This window comes from Arthrobacter sp. Ld5 (assembly GCF_051172775.1).
Taxonomy (GTDB): domain Bacteria; phylum Actinomycetota; class Actinomycetes; order Actinomycetales; family Micrococcaceae; genus Arthrobacter_D.
The window spans coordinates 94,358-112,217 of sequence record NZ_JBPKBO010000015.1 but is presented as its reverse complement, the minus strand read 5'-3'; the positions used below and the strand labels follow the sequence as shown (position 1 = coordinate 112,217).

The 17,860-nt window shown below is 72.6% G+C and carries 14 protein-coding genes; 7 read left to right on the top strand and 7 right to left on the bottom strand.

The window, feature by feature from the left end; all coding sequences use genetic code 11:
* The first annotated feature begins 58 nt into the window (after positions 1-58).
* Positions 59-631 carry an Rv3235 family protein gene (locus ACSGDB_RS06540; RefSeq protein ID WP_434993691.1) on the top strand — a complete coding sequence of 191 codons (573 nt, stop codon included), beginning with the start codon at positions 59-61 and terminating at the stop codon, positions 629-631.
* On the opposite strand, the gene secA is transcribed toward ACSGDB_RS06540, so the two are convergent.
* The 7 genes from secA to mtrA form a co-directional block, all read right to left on the bottom strand.
* Entirely contained in the window at positions 632-3,340 is a 2,709-nt protein-coding gene (secA, locus tag ACSGDB_RS06535; RefSeq protein WP_434993690.1) for a preprotein translocase subunit SecA, read from the bottom strand. It abuts the gene before it with no gap.
* Between the two features lie 122 nt (positions 3,341-3,462).
* Positions 3,463-4,674 carry a winged helix-turn-helix domain-containing protein gene (locus tag ACSGDB_RS06530; RefSeq protein ID WP_434993689.1) on the bottom strand — a complete coding sequence of 404 codons (1,212 nt, stop codon included), beginning with the start codon at positions 4,672-4,674 and terminating at the stop codon, positions 3,463-3,465.
* Between the two features lie 98 nt (positions 4,675-4,772).
* Positions 4,773-5,489 (bottom strand): ribosome hibernation-promoting factor, HPF/YfiA family, encoded by a 717-nt coding sequence (gene hpf, locus ACSGDB_RS06525; protein WP_434993687.1) that lies wholly within the window; start codon positions 5,487-5,489, stop codon positions 4,773-4,775.
* A 209-nt stretch (positions 5,490-5,698) separates the two neighbouring features.
* A complete protein-coding gene (locus ACSGDB_RS06520; RefSeq protein WP_434993685.1) occupies positions 5,699-6,634 on the bottom strand; it encodes a ComF family protein in 936 nt (311 codons plus the stop codon).
* Between the two features lie 63 nt (positions 6,635-6,697).
* A complete protein-coding gene (locus ACSGDB_RS06515; RefSeq protein ID WP_434993683.1) occupies positions 6,698-8,464 on the bottom strand; it encodes an LpqB family beta-propeller domain-containing protein in 1,767 nt (588 codons plus the stop codon).
* On the bottom strand, positions 8,464-10,380 hold the full coding sequence (gene mtrB / locus ACSGDB_RS06510; RefSeq protein WP_434993681.1) for an MtrAB system histidine kinase MtrB: 1,917 nt from the start codon (positions 10,378-10,380) through the stop codon (positions 8,464-8,466). Before mtrB ends, ACSGDB_RS06515 begins: the two co-directional genes overlap by 1 nt.
* Positions 10,352-11,029 carry an MtrAB system response regulator MtrA gene (mtrA, locus tag ACSGDB_RS06505; RefSeq protein WP_434993679.1) on the bottom strand — a complete coding sequence of 226 codons (678 nt, stop codon included), beginning with the start codon at positions 11,027-11,029 and terminating at the stop codon, positions 10,352-10,354. Before mtrA ends, mtrB begins: the two co-directional genes overlap by 29 nt.
* A gap of 167 nt (positions 11,030-11,196) precedes the next feature.
* Between mtrA and ACSGDB_RS06500 the strand changes: the two genes are divergently transcribed.
* From ACSGDB_RS06500 to ACSGDB_RS06475, 6 genes are all read left to right on the top strand, one after another.
* Complete coding sequence (locus ACSGDB_RS06500) at positions 11,197-12,588, top strand: hypothetical protein (RefSeq protein WP_434993677.1); 1,392 nt, start codon at positions 11,197-11,199, stop codon at positions 12,586-12,588.
* A 34-nt stretch (positions 12,589-12,622) separates the two neighbouring features.
* Positions 12,623-13,294 (top strand): DUF4129 domain-containing protein, encoded by a 672-nt coding sequence (locus ACSGDB_RS06495; protein ID WP_434993676.1) that lies wholly within the window; start codon positions 12,623-12,625, stop codon positions 13,292-13,294.
* Positions 13,291-14,583, top strand: a complete 1,293-nt coding sequence (locus tag ACSGDB_RS06490) for a DUF4350 domain-containing protein (RefSeq protein WP_434993675.1) — start codon at positions 13,291-13,293, stop codon at positions 14,581-14,583. Before ACSGDB_RS06495 ends, ACSGDB_RS06490 begins: the two co-directional genes overlap by 4 nt.
* Positions 14,580-15,719 (top strand): AAA family ATPase, encoded by a 1,140-nt coding sequence (locus ACSGDB_RS06485; protein ID WP_434993674.1) that lies wholly within the window; start codon positions 14,580-14,582, stop codon positions 15,717-15,719. The genes ACSGDB_RS06490 and ACSGDB_RS06485 overlap by 4 nt, the downstream gene beginning before the upstream one ends.
* 59 nt (positions 15,720-15,778) lie before the next feature.
* Positions 15,779-17,071, top strand: a complete 1,293-nt coding sequence (locus ACSGDB_RS06480) for a DUF58 domain-containing protein (RefSeq protein WP_434993673.1) — start codon at positions 15,779-15,781, stop codon at positions 17,069-17,071.
* 114 nt (positions 17,072-17,185) lie between these two features.
* On the top strand, positions 17,186-17,854 hold the full coding sequence (locus tag ACSGDB_RS06475; protein WP_434993672.1) for a DUF4166 domain-containing protein: 669 nt from the start codon (positions 17,186-17,188) through the stop codon (positions 17,852-17,854).
* The last annotated feature ends 6 nt before the right edge of the window (positions 17,855-17,860 follow it).

Here is a 17,860-nt window from a genome sequence, read left to right as displayed (position 1 = left end):
CGAACCGGACGGCACCGGCCGACCCCGGTCCTCCAGACGATCCACGAAGGGAACCAGCATGAACGCCGTCACCCAGCTCCGTCCCCCCGCCCAGCTCGCAGAGGCCAGCGGTGCGCCGCGACCGCTGCTCGCGTCGACGCCCCGTCCGTCGGAGGCGCCGGCCGCCGTCATCCCGCTCAGGTCGGCGGAACCGGACCACGGGCCCGCCCCGGCCGCCGGTCCGGTGCAGGACGGATCCGCCACGGGCGGCACCGATCCGGAGGTCGAACGGAGGATCGCGGGGATCGCCCGGTCCGTCTGCCAGGGAGCGCTCGAGGTGCTGGGAGGATCACGGCCCCTGCAGCAGATGTCCCGCTGGCTCGACGCCGAGAGCTACGAACGGCTGCAGCTGCGCACCAATCTGGTGCGCTGCGTCGGTGCGCGTGGTGCCGGGCACGGCGGGAACGATGCTCACGGTGCGGGAAGTGCGCACCGGCACGTCGTCGTCCGGTCCGCGCGGGTCTGCCCGATCAGTCCGGCGGTGTACGAGGCCTCGGTGGTCGCCGTCGACCGGAAACGCGTCCGCGCCGTCGCTCTTCGGATCGAGCAACGGCGCGGAACATGGCGGGTGACCGCCCTCGAGATCGGCTGACTACTTCTTCCTGGACTTCCTGTTGTTCGACGGCGCGGCCTGCGTCTTGTTCCGCTCCACGTGCACCTCGGCCTCGCCCTGGGCGTTGGGGGCGATGAAGTTGAGTGTGGCGGGCTTGGCGGGCGCCTCGAGCCCGGCGGCCTTGATTGTCGGCGCCTGGACCAGTCCGCGGCCGTCCGTCACTCCGGGGAGCCCGGTGCGGGCCTGCGTGGAGACCTCCACCTCCAGGTTGAAGAGGTAGCCGATGCTCTCCTCCCGGATCGACTCCATCATGGCCTGGAAGAGGATGAAGCCCTCACGCTGGTACTCGACCAGCGGATCCCTCTGCGCCATCGCGCGGAGGCCGATGCCCTCCTTGAGGTAGTCCATCTCGTAGAGGTGCTCCTGCCACTTCCGACCGATGACGGAGAGCACCACGCGGCGCTCCAGTTCGCGCATCGTCTGCTCCCCGAGGGCCTCCTCCCGTGCCTGGTAGGCGAGCTTCGCATCGGAGAGGATCTCGGCGTGCAGGAAGTCACGGGTGATCTTCGACGTTCCGCCGGCTTCCTCGATGACCTCGTCGGCCGTCAGGGTGATGGGGTACAGCGTCCTGAGGTTCGTCCACAGCAGCTCGTAGTCCCAGTCGTCGCCGTGGCCCTGCTCCGTCGCCTCGTCGACCATCGCGGTGATGACGTCCTCCAGGAAGAACTGCACCTTCTCGTGGAGGTCGCCACCCTCGAGGATCCTCCGGCGGTCGCCGTAGATCGCCTCGCGCTGGCGGTTCAGCACGTCGTCGTACTTGAGGACGTTCTTGCGCTGCTCCGCGTTGCGGCCCTCGACCTGACCCTGGGCGCTCTCGATGGCCTTCGACACCATCTTCGACTCGAGGGCGACGTCGTCGGGCATGGTCGCGCTGTTCATGATCCGCTCCGCGCCACCCGAGTTGAACAGGCGCATGAGGTCGTCGGTCAGGGACAGGTAGAACCGGGACCGCCCGGGATCACCCTGGCGGCCGGAGCGGCCACGCAGCTGGTTGTCGATGCGGCGCGACTCGTGACGCTCCGTCCCGAGCACGTACAGCCCGCCGATCTCGCGGACCTCCTCCTGCTCGGCCTTGACCGCCTCCTTCGCGGCCTCGAGGGCCTCGGGCCACCGGGCCTCGTACTCCTCCGGGTTGTCCGCGGGATCGAGCCCCATCTTCTCCAGCGCCGCGACGGCGTTGAACTCCGCGTTGCCGCCGAGCATGATGTCCGTGCCACGACCAGCCATGTTGGTGGCGACGGTGACGGCGCCCTTGCGCCCGGCCTGCGCGATGATCGCGGCCTCCCGTGCATGGTTCTTCGCGTTGAGGACCTCGTGGCGGACGCCCGCCCTGGCGAGCTGCTTCGACAGGTACTCGCTCTTCTCGACGCTCGTCGTCCCGACCAGGACGGGCTGTCCGGTCTCGTGGCGCTCCACGATGTCCTTGACCACGGCGTCGAACTTCGCGACCTCGTTCTTGTAGATGAGGTCGGAGAGGTCCTTGCGCGCCATCTCCCTGTTGGTGGGGATGGGGACGACGCCCAGCTTGTAGGTCGACATGAACTCGGCGGCCTCGGTCTCGGCGGTACCGGTCATGCCCGAGAGCTTGTCGTAGAGGCGGAAGTAGTTCTGCAGCGTGACGGTGGCGAGGGTCTGGTTCTCCGCCTTGATCTCCACGCCCTCCTTCGCCTCGATGGCCTGGTGCATGCCCTCGTTGTAGCGCCGGCCGGCGAGGATGCGGCCCGTGTGCTCGTCGACGATCATGACCTCGCCGTTGAGGACCACGTAGTCCTTGTCGCGCTTGAAGAGTTCCTTGGCCTTGATGGCGTTGTTCAGGAAGCCGATGAGCGGCGTGTTCGCCGACTCGTACAGGTTGGAGATGCCGAGGTAGTCCTCGACCTTCTCGATGCCGTCCTCGAGGACCCCCACGGTGCGCTTCTTCTCGTCCACCTCGTAGTCGGCGTCGACGGTGAGCTTCTGCACGACCTTCGCGAATTCGTTGTACCAGCGGTTCACGTCGCCCGAGGCCTGGCCGCTGATGATGAGCGGGGTACGCGCCTCGTCGATGAGGATGGAATCGACCTCGTCCACGATCGCGAAGTTGTGGCCGCGCTGCACGAGCTCCGTGGCGCTCCAGGCCATGTTGTCGCGCAGGTAGTCGAACCCGAACTCGTTGTTCGTACCGTACGTGATGTCCGCGGCGTACTGCTCGCGGCGAGTCGCGGGGTCCTGCTTCGAGAGGATGCAGCCACTGGTCAGTCCGAGGAACCGGTAGACGCGTCCCATCAGGTCCGACTGGTACTCGGCCAGGTAGTCGTTGACCGTGACCACGTGGACGCCCTTGCCGCTCAGGGCATTGAGGTAGGCGGGTGCGGTGGCGACGAGGGTCTTGCCCTCGCCCGTCTTCATCTCGGCGATGTTCCCGAGGTGAAGGGCCGCGCCGCCCATCAGCTGGACGTCGAAGTGGCGCAGGCCCAGCGTGCGGCTCGACGCCTCGCGGACGGCGGCGAAGGCCTCGGGCAGGAGATCGTCCAGGGTGGCGCCGTCGGCGAGGCGTTTCTTCAGCCGCTCGGTCTCCCCGCGCAGTTCCGCGTCGGACATGTCCCGGAATTCGTCCTCCAGGACGTTGATCGCGTCAGCGTAGTTCCGGAGTCGCTTCAGTGTCTTCTTATCGCCGGTGCGTAGAACTCGTTCAAGAAGTGATGGCACTGGTATTTACTCCCAATCTGATGCTGCCCAAAGATGGCGTCTCTAGTGTACGGGAGGGACATTCGGCCCCCGGTTCCAGTTCCCCTGCGGCACGCCGGGGCGATGCGGAACTGCGTATCCGCTCACAGTAGCGTGCCGACCTGCGCGGAGAGCGCGTCTGCCAGGTCGCCGCGGTCCTCGACGACGACGTCGTCGAGCTCCAGCCACCGCGCCAGCAGGCGCAACTCGTCGGCGAGCTCGGCCGCCGTGTCGGCGGGAGCGCCGGGCTGCGCGTGCGCGCTGCGGACCAGCAGCCGTCCCGTCGCGCGGTCCGCCTTGAGGTCGACCCGCGCGGCGAAGGAGTCGCGGAGCAGGAACGGCAGGACGTAGTACCCGTGCGTGCGCCGTTCGGCGGGCGTGTAGATCCCGATGCGGTAGTGGAAGTCGAAGAGCCGGTGGAGGCGGTCCCGCTCGAAGACCAGCGAGTCGAAGGGGCTGAGGAGCGCCCTTCCCCGGGCCTGCCGCGGGCGGGCCGCCGCGGGGTGCAGGTACCACGGCTCCGTCCCGGCGTCGACGGTGACGGTCTCCAGTGCCCCGGCGCCGGCCAGGGCCTCGAGGACGGACCGCGTCTCACGGACCGGGGTGCGGAAGTAGTCGGCGACGGATCGTGCGGACGCGACGCCGAGCGCTCCCGCGGCCCGTTCGGCCAGCACCGAGAGCGACTCCGTGCGGTCCGGGGCGGCGACGGCGAGCGCGGCGTCGGGCAGGACGCGCGCGATGGGAGCGTACAGCCGTTCGAACTGGTCCGTCCGTCCGGTGGAGCCGATCTCGCCGCGGGCGAAGAGGTCCTCGAGGACGCGCTTCGTGGCGGTCCACCTCCATCCCCACCCCTCGGCGGGCCGCACGGCGTCCTCGCCGAGGAGCCGCTGGACGCTCGACGCGCTGAGCGGCGTCCCGGTACCGAGGAGGTCGAGGACCGCGGATTCGAGGGACTCGCGCTGGGCGGCAGGCATGCTGTCCGCGCCCATCCAGGTGCGGCGCTGCCACGCCCGCAGGTGTGGGAACAGTTCGGGCGGCACGAGGCTCGCCTCATGCGCCCAGTAGTCGACGAGGGTGCGCGGGGACCGGGAATGGAGGGCGTCGAACCGCGTGCGGTCGTACGCCCCGAGGCGCGAGAAGAGGGGCAGGTAGTGGGACCGCGTGAGGACGTTCACCGAATCGATCTGGATGACCTGCAGCCGCCGCGCGGCGATGGTGACGGCGCGCGTGGACGGGGGCCCGTCGAGGCGGGGGCGATGCAGCCCCTGGGCGGCGAGGGCGATGCGCCGTGCCTGGGCGAGGGTGAGGTTCGGCATGGGCTCCTGCATGGACCTGCCTCCGCGCGGGGCGCGGAGGCAGGTCGGTGGACGTCGGTGGAGAACACGGCCGGCGGGGCCGGCCGTGCCGGTGGCGGCTAGGCGGAGGCCGCTTCCTGGGCGCGGTAGGCCAGGAGTTCCTCGGTCCCTTCCGCGCCGTTGGAGTCGAGGGTGATGACTCCGTAGGTCCATCCCTGGCGCCGGTAGACCACCGAGGGAGCCCCGGTGGCGGAATCGACGAAGAGGTAGAAGTCGTGCCCGACGAGTTCCATGCTGTCGACGGCGTCGTCCAGGCTCATGGGGACGCCGGAGAAGACCTTGCGGCGGATCAGTACGGGCGAATCGCCCGCGGGAACGTCCTCGGGCAACGCGTAGGCGTCGTCGGTCTGGGGCGCTGGTTCCTGCTCCGCGGCCGTGTTCGCCAGGGCCTCGAGGTACAGGGGCTTCGCCGGATCGGCGGGTTCGAGATCGGCCGTCGCGACGCGGACGGCCACCGGGGTGTGGCGGCCGTGGTGGACCTTGCGACGGTCGCGTGCACGGCGCAGGCGCTCGAGGAGCTTCCCGTAGGCGAGGTCGAAGGCGGCGAACTTGTCGGCCGCCGATGCCTCGGCCCGGACCACCGGCCCCCTGCAGATCACCGTCAGCTCGACCGTGAGGGAGGTCTCCGCCATGCGGGCACTGGGCTCCTTGGTGATCTTCGCGTCGACGCGCTGCACCTTGTCGCCGAGCTGCTCTATCTTGTCGATCTTCTCCGTCGCGTACTCACGGAAACGGTCCGATACCGCAAGGTTCCGACCATTGATCACGAATTCCATGGTGCCCTCCACATCACTAGGTGATACGACGGCGGCCGAGGCGTTGTCCCGGAGCCGCCACCGACGGGTACGTATCGAGACTGGGTTGTACCCGTACTTCACGTTAGATCAGCCCCCTCCGTTATTCATCCATCGCCACTTGCGAACTTTCCGGTACTTCGCCGGACGAAGGCTGTGTAGGGTCTGGTGCACGTGCCCGAGGCCGCCCGTCACCGGCGGGGCGGGGAGGTCGCGGCGACGACGGCGGCGCCCAGCACCCGGGCACCGGCCGCGCACAGGACGCGGTGCACCTCGCCGATCGTCGCCCCGGTGGTGAGGACGTCGTCGACGACGATGCAGTCCCGGCCCGCGAGCAGCGCCCGCGCATCGCTGACACCGCGCATCGAGTGCAGGACGTTCGCGCGGCGCCTGGCCCGGCCCAGGCCCTTCTGCCCGGCGCGCGACCCGCCCCGCGCGGCCAGGGCCTGCCGGAGGGCCGCGCCGGGTCCTCCCCGCGCCAGGGCGTCGGCCAGGCGCGCCGCCGGGGCCATCTGGCGCGCCCCGGCAGCGAGCCGCGCGCCGGCGGGCAGGCCGCCGGTCCGGTCGAGGCGGGACAGCAGCAGCAGGAGCGGGTCGTAGCCGCGCCGCCGTCGGGACGAGGCGCGGCCCGGCACGGGGACGAGCAGGACCGGGCGCGCCGGGTCGGATCCGGCCCTCCCCGGGTCCAGCTGTGCCACGGCCTCGTGCAGGGCACCGGCCAGCGCCGCCTGCACGGGAGCCGCGAGGTCGACGTGCCCGTGGTTCTTGTAGGCGAGCAGGACGGTCGCCACCGTGTGCCGGTACCGTCCGGCGGCGACCACGGGGAGCGGGCCGTAGGACGCGCCGTCGTCGGGTCCGGACCCCTCGCCGGGCCCCGGGAGCCCGGCCGGGCCCAGGGCGACGTCGGGCAGGGATTCCGCTCCCGCTTCAGCGCGGAACGGCCGCGCCGTCGCGCGCCGGAAGGCGGCGCGGCACGCAGGGCAGAGGGACGTGTCCTCCTGCCCGCAGGCCACGCAGGACGACGGCAGGACGAGGGCCGCGAAGGAGGTGACGGCTCGCGCGGCACGGCGGTAGGACCGCCCGAGGACGATCCGGTCCAGGGCGGGCGAGGGATCGGGAGGGTGCATGCCTCCAGACCACCATCCGGCGCGGCGGTCCTGTCGCCCGACCGCCGCTATGTGGACACCCGCCTACCCGGGGAACGACGGGTCCGTCACCTCGACCTGCTCGTCCACCCAGCTGCCGCCGATCCGCCGGTACAGCGTGCTGCCCGCCTCGGCGTACAGGGTGTCCTCCGCGTCGGATCCCGCGCTCAGGCCCCGGACGCCGTCGAGCGCGGCCATCGACTCGCGGTCGCCGTCGAGGTGGAGGATCACCGGGGTCGCTTCGCCGGCTCCGACCGACGAGCCGACGATCACGCTCTGGCCCGCCCACGTGGCCGTGTCGACGGTCCCGTCCGTCGGCAGCGTCAGGGGCGTGGTGAGCGACTGCGGGACGCCCTCCGTCGACCGCGTGATGCCCGCCAGCAGGACCTCGCCCGTCCCGCCGCGCTCGGTGACGATCAGGGCGCGGGACCCGTCGCGGGCGATGAGCAGCTCCCTGACGCTCCTGTCCCCCAGCCATCCGGCCGCGAGGACGGCGGCGTTCGCCTCCGTGCCGCCCGGAGGGATGGCCAGCACCTCGGTCCGGCCCCCGACCGACCGGGTGGTCCACACCCAGTTGTCGGGGTCGAACGAGGGTTTCGTGAGGGCGCTGCCCCGCAGGACGGCGCGCGCCTCGCTGCCCGGCGCCGTGACGTACAGGGCCTCCCGGTCCGCGTCGAGGAAGGCGTAGGCGCTGCCCGAGATGGACGTGGCGGGATCACGCGGGCCGAGCGTCCGCACGGAGTCCAGCCCCTCGATCTCGGTGATCCCGCCGTTGCGGACCCGGACGAGTTCCCCCTGCGCGATCGCCACCTGTTCGCCGCCGACGTCGGGGGTCAGATCGGGGACGATGAGGTCCGGGTCGGGTGACCCCAGCTGGATCGGCTGGTCGCTGGCCATCTCCACCGAGGTGACGTCGTTCAGGCCGAGCAGATTGACCTGGAGCTGCTGGTTCATCTGCTGGAGCCTGAGGTTCGTGGCGTTCTCGAGGACCTCCGGGGAGAGTTCGACGGACGCCTTGCCGGACGTGATCGGGACGGAGTCCCGGGCGAGCGTGACCCCCTCGGGGAAGGCGCTGGTGACCGACCCCTGCAGGTAGGGCGCCGGCCCGGCGAGCATCGCTCCGACGATCCGCGCGGTCACCCCGGTGCGCCGGACGAACCAGCGGGCGTCGGGCACCCAGTACCGGTAGTTGCTGCTGTAGAAGTACAGGCTGTGCGAGATCAGCAGGTCGCGGGCGCTGCTCTGGGCGAGCATGATGCCGTCCGGGATCTCGTCGATCCGCCATTCGCCGTCGATCTGGACCATCCGCACGCCCAGGGTCTCCGTGGCGGGGACGACGGTGTTGGTCCGCACCCCCTGGGCATCCACGGTCCCCGCGGTCTCGAGCTGGATCTGGTAGACGCCCTCGGCCGCGCGCTTCTCGACGCGCGGATTGGACCGGAACAGGACGATCCGCTCCTCGGGCTGCCAGGTGGCGCGCAGGTCCGGGCTGAGGAACTGCCGTGCCACGCTGTAGCCGTCGCTCGCGCCCGTGCCCGCGGTGATGAAGTCGCGGAGGATCTGCTCGGGCGTCGCCCCGGGTGCCGGGCCCTCGGGATCGAACACCGGAGCGACGGCGTCCGGTTCGCCGTCGGACGCCTCGATGACCCCCACCGGGCCCGTCGTCGGGATCGCCGAGCATCCGGTGAGCACGAGGAGACAGGCGACGAGCAGGACGGCGAGCCGGGCGGAGCAGGCCCGCACGCGGGCGCGGCCGCCGACGCGGGCGGGCACGTGATGCGCCGGCCGGACGATCATGGCGTGATGTCCCACTACTCTCCCTCCCTCGGTTCGGGTCCTCGTTCTGCCTGCGGCTCCGGGCCGGACCGCTCGGGCCCCGCCCCGTCGGCCGGCGGCGGAAGGGCCAGGGGCGACGACGTCAGCTCCGTCTCCTGGGTCCGGGGCAGCGTCAGGCGGAAGCACGCCCCCTCACCGGGCAGGCCCCAGGCCTCCAGCCACGCGTTGTGCAGCCTGGCGTCCTCCATGGCGATGGACAGCCCGAGTCCGCTGCCCCCGGTGGTCCGCGCCCGGGCGGGGTCGGCCCGCCAGAAGCGGTCGAACACCCGCGAGGCCTGCAGCGTCGTCATGCCGATCCCGTGGTCCCGGACCGCCACGGCGACCGCCTCGGGACTGCTCGCGATGTGGATCTCGACGGGCTTCGCCTCGCCGTGCTCGAGGGCATTGACGATCAGGTTGCGCAGGATGCGGTCGATCCGGCGCGCGTCGGCATCCACGATGAACCGGGTCTCCGCCGACACGACCGTCAGGTCGGAGCCGAGCGGCTCCGCCAGGGGCCGCGCCCCCTCGATCGCGTGCCGGACCAGCTGCACGAGGTCGACCGATTCGGCCTCGAGGACGGCGGCCCCGGCGTCGAACCGGGAGATCTCGAGCAGGTCCGCGAGCAGCGCCTGGAACCGCTCCACCTGGTCGAACAGGATCTCGGCGGACCGCTTGTTGACGGGGTCGAACTCTTCGCGCGCGTCGTGCAGGACCTCCGCGGCCATCCGGACGGTGGTCAGCGGGGTGCGCAGTTCGTGGGAGACGTCGGAGACGAAGCGCTGCTGCATCTGCGACAGCTGGGCCAGCTGGGTGATCTGGTGCTGCAGGCTCCCGGCCATGTGATTGAAGGAGACCCCGAGCCGGGCCACCTCGTCCTCCCCGCTGACCTCCATGCGTTCCTGCAGCTGCCCCGCGGCGAGCTTCTCGGAGACGGACGCCGCATGGCTCACCGGCCGGACGACGCTCCGCGTCACGTACCAGGCGATCGCACCGATGACGAGCAGCAGGACGACGCCGGCCAGCCACAGCACCCGGTGGATGTCGTTGAGGGTGGCCTGCATCGCGGACAGGTCGTAGTAGACGTACAGCGCGTACGAGGCCTGGTCCGGCGGGAGCTGCACCTGCATCCCGAACGCGATCCCGGGCGCGTCGGTCTCCCCGCTCTCGGTGACCGGGATCTTCATGGGCGCCCAGTGGATGTCCGGGCCCTCGGCGACGGCGTCCTGCAGGTCCTGGGGGAGCATGCTGGCCGTCACGCCCTCCTGGCTCACCGTCGTAGGGATCAGGACGTCCCCCGAGATCGGCACGAGGATGGCGTGCCGCGGTGCGTCGGTATCGAGGCTGACGAGGGCCTCGACGGAGTCGAGGACGAGGCGGCTGGTGGTGTCGCTGTCGGTCGCGGAGGATTCCCTGAAGACCGCCTTCGTCCGGGTCAGCTCCTCGGTGGCCTCCGCGCTGAACTGGTCGAAGCGCTGGTCGTAGAGGGCACCGGCGATCTGGTTGGAGAGGAACCCGCCGACGGCGACGAAGGACACCGACGTCAGCAGCATCGTGGCGACGACGGTCCTGAACTGGAGGGAGCGGCGCCAGCGCTGGGCCACCGACTGCAGCAGCGAGCGGGCGCGGACGGAGACGGCGTGCCGGCGCGAGGCGACGGGGCCGGTCGTCGCGGGCCGCCCGTCCCCCGACGGCGTGTCCGCGACGGCGGGCATCTCGGGGTCCTGCCGGGCCGGCGTGGCGGGGGCCGGACCGGCGTCCACCGCCGGTGCGGGAGATCCGTGGCCGACCATCCCGGCGGAGCTGCCCGGAGCGGGTGCGCGGCGTCCGACGTCGGAGGGAGGGGTGCGGGAGCCGGCGGAGACGCCGTCCGCGCTCCCCCGGTCAGCCCTGTCCGGCCTTGTACCCGACACCACGCACCGTCAGGACGATCTCGGGCGCCTCGGGATCGCGCTCGATCTTCGAGCGGAGCCGTTGCACGTGGACGTTGACGAGACGCGTGTCGGCGGCGTGCCGGTACCCCCACACCTGTTCGAGGAGGAGCTCGCGCGTGAAGACCTGCCACGGCTTGCGCGCGAGGGCCACCAGCAGGTCGAACTCCAGGGGCGTCAGCGAGACCCGCTTCCCCGCCCGCGTCACCTCGTGCCCGGCGACGTCGATCGTCACGTCGCCGATGCGCAGCGTCTCGGGCGCCTTGGACTCGGCCGGCCGCAGGCGCGCTCGGACACGCGCCACCAGTTCGGCCGGCTTGAAGGGCTTCGGGACGTAGTCGTCGGCCCCCGATTCGAGGCCGCGCACGACGTCGGAGGTGTCCGCCTTCGCGGTCAGCATGACGATGGGGAGATCGGACTCCGCCCGGATCTGGCGGCACACCTCGATCCCGTCCATCCCGGGGAGCATGAGGTCGAGCAGCACCAGATCGGGGTTCGCTGAACGGAAGACGCCCAGCGCCGCGGCCCCGTCGGCACAGAACACCGGATCGAAGCCGTCGTTGCGCAGGACGATGCCGATCATTTCGGACAGGGCCTCGTCGTCGTCGATGACCAGTATGCGTGCCTTCATGCTCCAATACTGTCGTATCGACTCCGCAATGTCCCATCCGCCGCGGCCTACGGGATGTCGCGGCGGAAACGACCCGCGCGGCTGCCTCGAACGGGCGTGCGCCTCACTATGATGCAGGAGGGGGCCGATGATGCCATGCCCCGGGGAGCACGGACCGAGGGGACGCGATGAACGATCAGGTGGAGGGCCGGCCGGACGGCCGCGCCGGCGACGGGACACCACCCGACGGCGCACCCGGCCGCGCGCCCGACCAGAGGCAGGACCGGGACCGCGCTCCGCAGCCACCCGCCCCGTGGCAGGCTCCCTCCCCGGCGGACTCCCCCGGGAACTCTCCCTGGCAGTCCCCCGGCCGCCAGCACCCTCCCGTCCCCTCCTGGGGAACGCAGCAGGCCGGCCCTCCGGCATCGGCCGACCCCTGGGGACAACCGGCGCCCACCGGCGGTCCCGGCCACCCCGGCCCGCCCCCGGGCACCCCGGGGTGGGGCGGTGCGTACCCGCCGCGCGGGCCGGGGCCGGGCGGGGCGTCCGGTGCGGGCCCGGGATACCAGGCACCGCCGAAGCCGGGGGTCATCCCGCTGCGACCCCTCGGTCTCGGCGAGATCCTCGACGGCGCGTTCCAGGCGTGCCGCAGGAACCCGCTGGCGACCTTCGGCATCGCCATCCTCCTGCAGGCCGTCGTCGCGCTCGTGACCGTGCTCCTGCTCGGCAACCTCATGTCCTCGCTCGACGTCCTCGAGTCCGCGAACCCCACGCCGGACAGCCTGATCAGCGCCGCCGCCGGCGTCGGGACCTTCGCATCGGTGGCCGGGGTCGTGTCCGCGGTCGCGCTGCTGGTGCTGCAGGGGATCCTCGTGATCCCCATCGCCCGGGCCGTCATCAACCAGAGGACCACCTTCGGCCAGGCGTGGCGGCTCGCGCGCCGGCGCCTCCTCCCGCTGCTCGGCTTCGGACTGCTCGCCTTCGCCGCCGGGCTTGTCGGGCTCGCCCTCGTCGTGGGCATCTCGGCGCTCGCGATCCTCGGGCTGGAGGCGTACTCGGCCCTCGTCATCATCCCCCTCGTGCTCGGTGCGCTGGCCCTCATGACGTGGGTGAGCACCAAGCTCGTCGTCGCCCCCGCGGCACTCATGCTCGAAGGCGTGGGACCCTGGGCCGCCGTCACCCGCTCGTGGCAGCTGACCCGGGGCAACTGGTGGCGCACCTTCGGCATCGTGCTCCTGACCAGCCTCATCGTCTCGATCATCACCTCCGTCATCTCGGCGCCGCTCTCCTTCGCGGTGACGCTCTTCTTCGGTTTCAGCACCAGCGCGTCCGCCGCACCTGATGCGCTGGACTCGCTGCCGGCCCTCGCCGCGTCCCAGGCCATCACGGCCCTGTTCACCGCCGTGGGCTACGCCTTCCAGGCCGGGGTCACCTCCCTGCTCTACGTCGACCTCCGGATCCGCCGGGAAGGCTTCGACGTCGTCCTCATGCGCGAACACGAACAGGCGGGTTCGGGGAGGACGGACGTCCTCCCCGGCGGCACCTCCTCGTTCGGCCACCAGCCGGGCGGACCGGCCTGATGCCGGACGGCGCCGGGCGCCGCGGGGGACGCCCGTGAGCGGTGGGGTCCGCTCCCTCCTCACCCCCGACGCGGACGAGGCGCGGCGACTGCTCGAGGAGGAACTGGCCGGACCGGCGTACGTCGAGGCACAGCCGGGCCTGCTCGAGCGCATCATCACGGAGGTCCTGCGCAGCCTCGGACGGCTCCTCGACGGGGCGAGCGGGCTCGCGCCGGGCCCCGGGACCCTCGTGCTGGCCCTCGGCGCAGCACTCCTCGTCGTCGTGGCCGTCGTGCTCATCAGGCCACGGCTGAACGCGCGCGGCCGCGCGCAGGAATCTGCCGTGTTCGACGACACCGCTCTGCATTCCGCCGACCACCACCGTGGCAGGGCGGCCGCCCTGGCCGCCGACCGGGACTGGAACGGGGCCGTCGCCGACGTGCTGCGGGCCGTCATCCGGTCGGCCGAGGAACGCCTCGTCGTCGCCGACCAGCCCGGACGCACGGCCACCGAGGCCGCCGCCCAGCTCGGTGCCGTGTTCCCGCTGCTCTCCGCGGACGTCGCCTGGCTGGCCGAGGTGTTCAACGAGACGCACTACGGCAGCGGCACCGCCTCCGAGGGCGACTACCGGCGCGCGGCCGGGATCGACGCGCGCCTCGCGGCGGAGCGTCCCGCGGTCCCGGCGGGCACGACGGCGGGTACGACGGCGCCGGTGGCACCCCGGTGAGGCGCGGGCAACGGACCCCGGCACCGGACCAGGGCGACGACGGTCCGCGCGGCGCCGTCGGGACGGATCCCCGCGGACCCGTCCCAACCGGACGGGCGGCGGACGAGGAGGTCATGGGCGACGGCGGGACCGCGCTGACGACCGCCCGGACCGGGCTGCGGCGTACCCGTCCCCTGATCCTCGGGGCGCTCGTCCTGGCCGTGATCCTCCTGATAAACCTCTTCTCCGGGCCGGACGGGGACACTCGTCCACTGTCCCCCGCCAATGCCGCGCCGGCGGGTGCGCGCGCGGTCGCGAAGGTCCTCGCGGCGGAGGGCGTCGACGTCGTGCGGGCCGACTCCTACGACGAGGCGGTCTCCGCACTCGGGGAGGGGCCCGCGACACTGTTCCTCGACGACCCGCAGCAGTACCTCAGCGCCGGCCAGGTGGGAGACCTGGCCGACCTCGCGGACCGCGCCGTCCTCGCCGCGCCGGGAGAGCGCCAGCTGGCCGCCGTCGACGGCGACTTCGCGCAGGTCGGCGCCGCTTCCCAGGGCTTGTCCGGCGACGCGCCGGCCCTCCCCGCCGAGTGCCCCGACGCGGACGCCACCGCGGCCGGCTCGCTCGCCGCGACGGGGACCGCCTACTCCGGCGCCGTCGAATGCTTCCGGGTCGTGGTCGAGGACGCCGCCGGGGACGCCGCGGGCGGCCTGTACACCACGAACGACGACGGGTCGGTCGCCGTCCTGGGCGCCCCGTCGGTCCTGTCCAACGACGCCGTCGCGGACCAGGGCCATGCGGCCCTCGCCCTGCGCGCGCTCGGGTCCTCGCCCACGCTCGTCTGGTACGCACCGACCGGGGCGGACGTGATCTCCACCGGGGAGGGCGTCGATCCCAGGACGCTCCTCCCGCCGTGGGTGGATCCCCTGCTCGTGTGGCTGCTCGCCTGCGCGGTCCTCGCCATGGTGTGGCGGGGACGGCGCGTGGGCCCCCTGGCCACCGAGCCGCTGCCCGTCGTCGTCCGCGCCGCCGAGACGGCGGAGGGCCGGGCCCGCCTGTACCAGGACTCCCGGGCCGTGGCCCACGCGGCGGCCACCCTCCGCGCAGCGACCCTGGCACGCATGGCCCGCCGGCTCCGCGTGGACCGGGCGGCGTCCGCCGCGGACGTCATCGACGCGGCCGCCCGACACAGCGGCCGGCCGCGCACGGAACTCGAGCAGCGCCTGCTGTACGTCCCGACTACCAACCACCAGCTTGTGCTCTGGGCACAGGAAGTCCTCGACCTCGAGAAGGAGATCACGCCGTCATGAACCAGGCACAGCACTGGCAGGATGAGCAGGCCGGACCGGCAGTACCGGACGCAACACCCGGAGGCGCCCACCCGGCGACCCGCGTCGAGGACCGTCTCCCGCCGTCGGACGGGCCGGGCAGCCCCGGCGGCGCCGCGGGGCCCGGCCCGGCAACGACCCCCCGGACCGACCAGGCCGCCGTCGACGGCTCGTCGGCCCGGGCGGCCCTCCTGCGGGTGCGTGCCGAGGTGGGCAAGTCGATCGTGGGCCAGGACGCAGCCGTCACGGGCCTGCTCATCGGGCTGCTCGCCGACGGGCACGTGCTGCTGGAGGGCGTGCCGGGCGTCGCCAAGACCCTGCTCGTCCGGACGCTGGCCACCGCCCTGGACCTCGACACGAAGCGGGTCCAGTTCACCCCGGACCTCATGCCCGGTGACATCACGGGCTCGCTCATCTACGAGTCGAAGACCTCGGAATTCACCTTCCGCGAGGGCCCGGTGTTCACGAACATCCTCCTCGCCGACGAGATCAACCGCACCCCGCCCAAGACCCAGGCGTCGCTGCTCGAGGCGATGGAGGAGCGGCAGGTCTCCGTCGACGGCGTGTCGCGCCGCCTGCCGACGCCGTTCATCGTCGCCGCCACGCAGAACCCCGTGGAGTACGAGGGCACCTACCCCCTCCCCGAGGCCCAGCTCGACCGCTTCCTGCTGAAGCTCACGCTCCCGCTGCCCGGGCGCGAGGACGAGATCGAGGTGATCCGCCGGCACAGCGCCGGGTTCGACCCCCGCAACCTCGGGGCGGCCGGTGTGCGGGCCGTCGCGGGCGCGGCGGACATCGACAGGGCACGCGCCGCGGTGGCGCGGGTCGCGATCGCCCCCGAGGTCCTCGCCTACATCGTCGATCTGGTCCGCGCCACGCGCTCCTCGCCGTCCTTCCAGCTCGGCGTCTCGCCGCGCGGCGCCACCGCGCTGCTCAACACCTCCCGCGCCTGGGCGTGGCTGTCGGGCCGCTCCTTCGTGACACCCGACGACGTCAAGGCCCTGACCCTGCCGGCGCTCCGGCACCGGGTGGCCCTGCGGCCCGAGGCGCAGATGGACGGTGTGGGCGTGGACGACGTGCTCGGCAGCATCCTCGGCTCCGTCCCCGTCCCGCGGTAGGCCCACCACCCCCGCCCGGGCGCGCACCACCGCGCCCGGGGTCCGAGAGGAGCTCTCCCATGGTCATCACCGGCCGCCTGGTCCTGCTGGCGCTGCTCGGCGTCGTGCCCGTCATCGTGTACCCGGGCGCGACGTCGATCCTGCTGTGGGCCCTGCTCCTCGCGGCCGTCGTGGGCCTCGACCTCGCCCTGGCGGCGTCGCCCCGACGCGTCGGGATCCGCCGGACCCTCCCGGACAGCGTCCGGCTCGGCGAGCCGGGCACCAGCGTCGTGGTCCTGCGGAACGACACCCCGCGCACCCTCCGCGCGACGGTGCGCGAGGCGTGGCAGCCCTCCGCGGGGGCCGCGGATCCGGAGCAGTCCGTCGTCGTGCCCTCCGGGGAGGCGCGGCGCCTGGCCGTCCGCCTCCGCCCCACGCGCCGCGGCATCCTCCGCGTGGAGACGGTCACCGTGCGGAGCGCCGGTCCCCTCGGCATGGCGGCGCGGCAGGTGACCGTGCCGGCGCCCGGCGTCCTGCGGGTGCTGCCGCCGTTCAACGCCAAACGGCACCTCCCGTCGAAGCTGCGCCGCCTACGCGAACTCGACGGCCGGGCCGCCGTCCAGATCCGGGGCGCCGGCACCGAGTTCGACTCCCTGCGGGACTACGTCCGGGGCGACGACGTCCGCTCGATCGACTGGCGCGCCACCGCACGCCGTCGCGACACCGTGGTCAGGACGTGGCGCCCGGAACGGGACCGGCGCGTCGTCGTCGTGCTGGACACCTCCCGTGCCTCGGCGGCACGGATCCTCGACGAGCCCCGGCTGGACACCGGCATCGAGGCCGCGCTGCTGCTCTCGGTGCTGGCCGAACGCGGCGGCGACAAGGTGCACTTCCTCGCCTACGACCGCCGGCTCCGCGCGCGGGTCGATTCGACCGCCAAGGGCAACCTGCTGGCCTCGCTCGTGACCGCGATGGCGCCGCTCGAGGCGGAACTGATCGAGGCCGACTGGACCCGCCTCCCCGCCCAGGTGCGCGCCGTGTCCCCCCACCGATCCCTCGTCGTCCTGCTCACCTCCCTCGATGCCGGGGCCGTGGAGGAGGGCCTGCTGCCCGCCCTGCCGGGCCTGACCGAACGCCACGTGGTGGTGGTCGCGTCGGTGCGGGACCCGCGGCTCGAGGAGATGGGCGCGGACCGTTCGACGGCGGCGGCGACGTTCCGGGCGGCCGCCGCGGAGCGCTCCCTCCTGGACCGCGACGCGGTGGCGGAGCAGATCCGGCTGCTCGGGGCGGAGGTCGTGGATGCGGCCCCCGAGGACCTCCCGCCGCTCCTCGCCGACACCTACATCAGGCTCAAGGCCACCGGGCGCCTCTGACGGATGCCATCCCGGTCCGGCGGGCACGCCCGGGGCTTCCGGGCCATGATCGCGTGCGGGGCACGGGCCCCCGCCGTGGTTGACTGGGTGTCCGGACGACGGAAGCGGGCCGCCATGACCTCGATCTACCAGCAGGCGATGGGCCGCGAGTTCGGCCGCCTCCAGCCGGAGCTGCGCGACTACTTCGGCCTGCACGCCGACAGCGGGCTGTCGGGCCACGGCCGCGGGGTGTTCGACGTCGCCGGGTGCCCCGCGTGGTTCGCCCGCCCGGCCTTCCGGCTCACCGCCCTCGAGAACGCGTTCTTCCCCGAGTACAACAGCGACGTCCCCTTCACCATCCGCAACTACCCGCACCTCGACCCGTTCGGGCGGCCGTCCCTCACGGCGCGCCGGGACCTCGACTTCGGGACCGCCCGGCGCGTCTTCGAGGACACGACATCCCTGCGCGACGGCGTCCTCACCGACTACGTGGGTCGGCACCGGCGCATGGCCACCCTCCTCACGTGCACCGCCACCGACGACGGCCGTATCCGCATGGTGTCGTCGCAGACGCGTCTCTTCGCGGGTGTACGGGTGCCGCTCCCCGACGCGCTCGGCGCGCTCGCCTACGTGGAGCAGTGGTGGGACGACGATGCGGGCCGGTTCAGGATCAGCACGCGGGTCGTCCACCGTCAGCTGGGCACCCTGCTCGTCTACGCGGGAAGCTTCGACTACGCCCTCGAGGAGTTCGACGGCGTGCTGCCGCCCGATGTCCGGCCCCGGCGCTGGGAGGAGCGCGTCTGACCCGCG

Bases quoted from the DNA above. Each gene is read 5' to 3' on its own strand.
- ACSGDB_RS06540 (WP_434993691.1), top strand. From the start codon at position 59: ATGAACGCCGTCACCCAGCTCCGTCCCCCCGCCCAGCTCGCAGAGGCC.
- ACSGDB_RS06530 (WP_434993689.1), bottom strand. From the start codon at position 4,674: ATGCCGAACCTCACCCTCGCCCAGGCACGGCGCATCGCCCTCGCCGCC.
- hpf (WP_434993687.1), bottom strand. From the start codon at position 5,489: ATGGAATTCGTGATCAATGGTCGGAACCTTGCGGTATCGGACCGTTTC.
- ACSGDB_RS06520 (WP_434993685.1), bottom strand. From the start codon at position 6,634: ATGCACCCTCCCGATCCCTCGCCCGCCCTGGACCGGATCGTCCTCGGG.
- mtrA (WP_434993679.1), bottom strand. From the start codon at position 11,029: ATGAAGGCACGCATACTGGTCATCGACGACGACGAGGCCCTGTCCGAA.
- ACSGDB_RS06500 (WP_434993677.1), top strand. From the start codon at position 11,197: ATGAACGATCAGGTGGAGGGCCGGCCGGACGGCCGCGCCGGCGACGGG.
- ACSGDB_RS06485 (WP_434993674.1), top strand. From the start codon at position 14,580: ATGAACCAGGCACAGCACTGGCAGGATGAGCAGGCCGGACCGGCAGTA.
- ACSGDB_RS06480 (WP_434993673.1), top strand. From the start codon at position 15,779: ATGGTCATCACCGGCCGCCTGGTCCTGCTGGCGCTGCTCGGCGTCGTG.
- ACSGDB_RS06475 (WP_434993672.1), top strand. From the start codon at position 17,186: ATGACCTCGATCTACCAGCAGGCGATGGGCCGCGAGTTCGGCCGCCTC.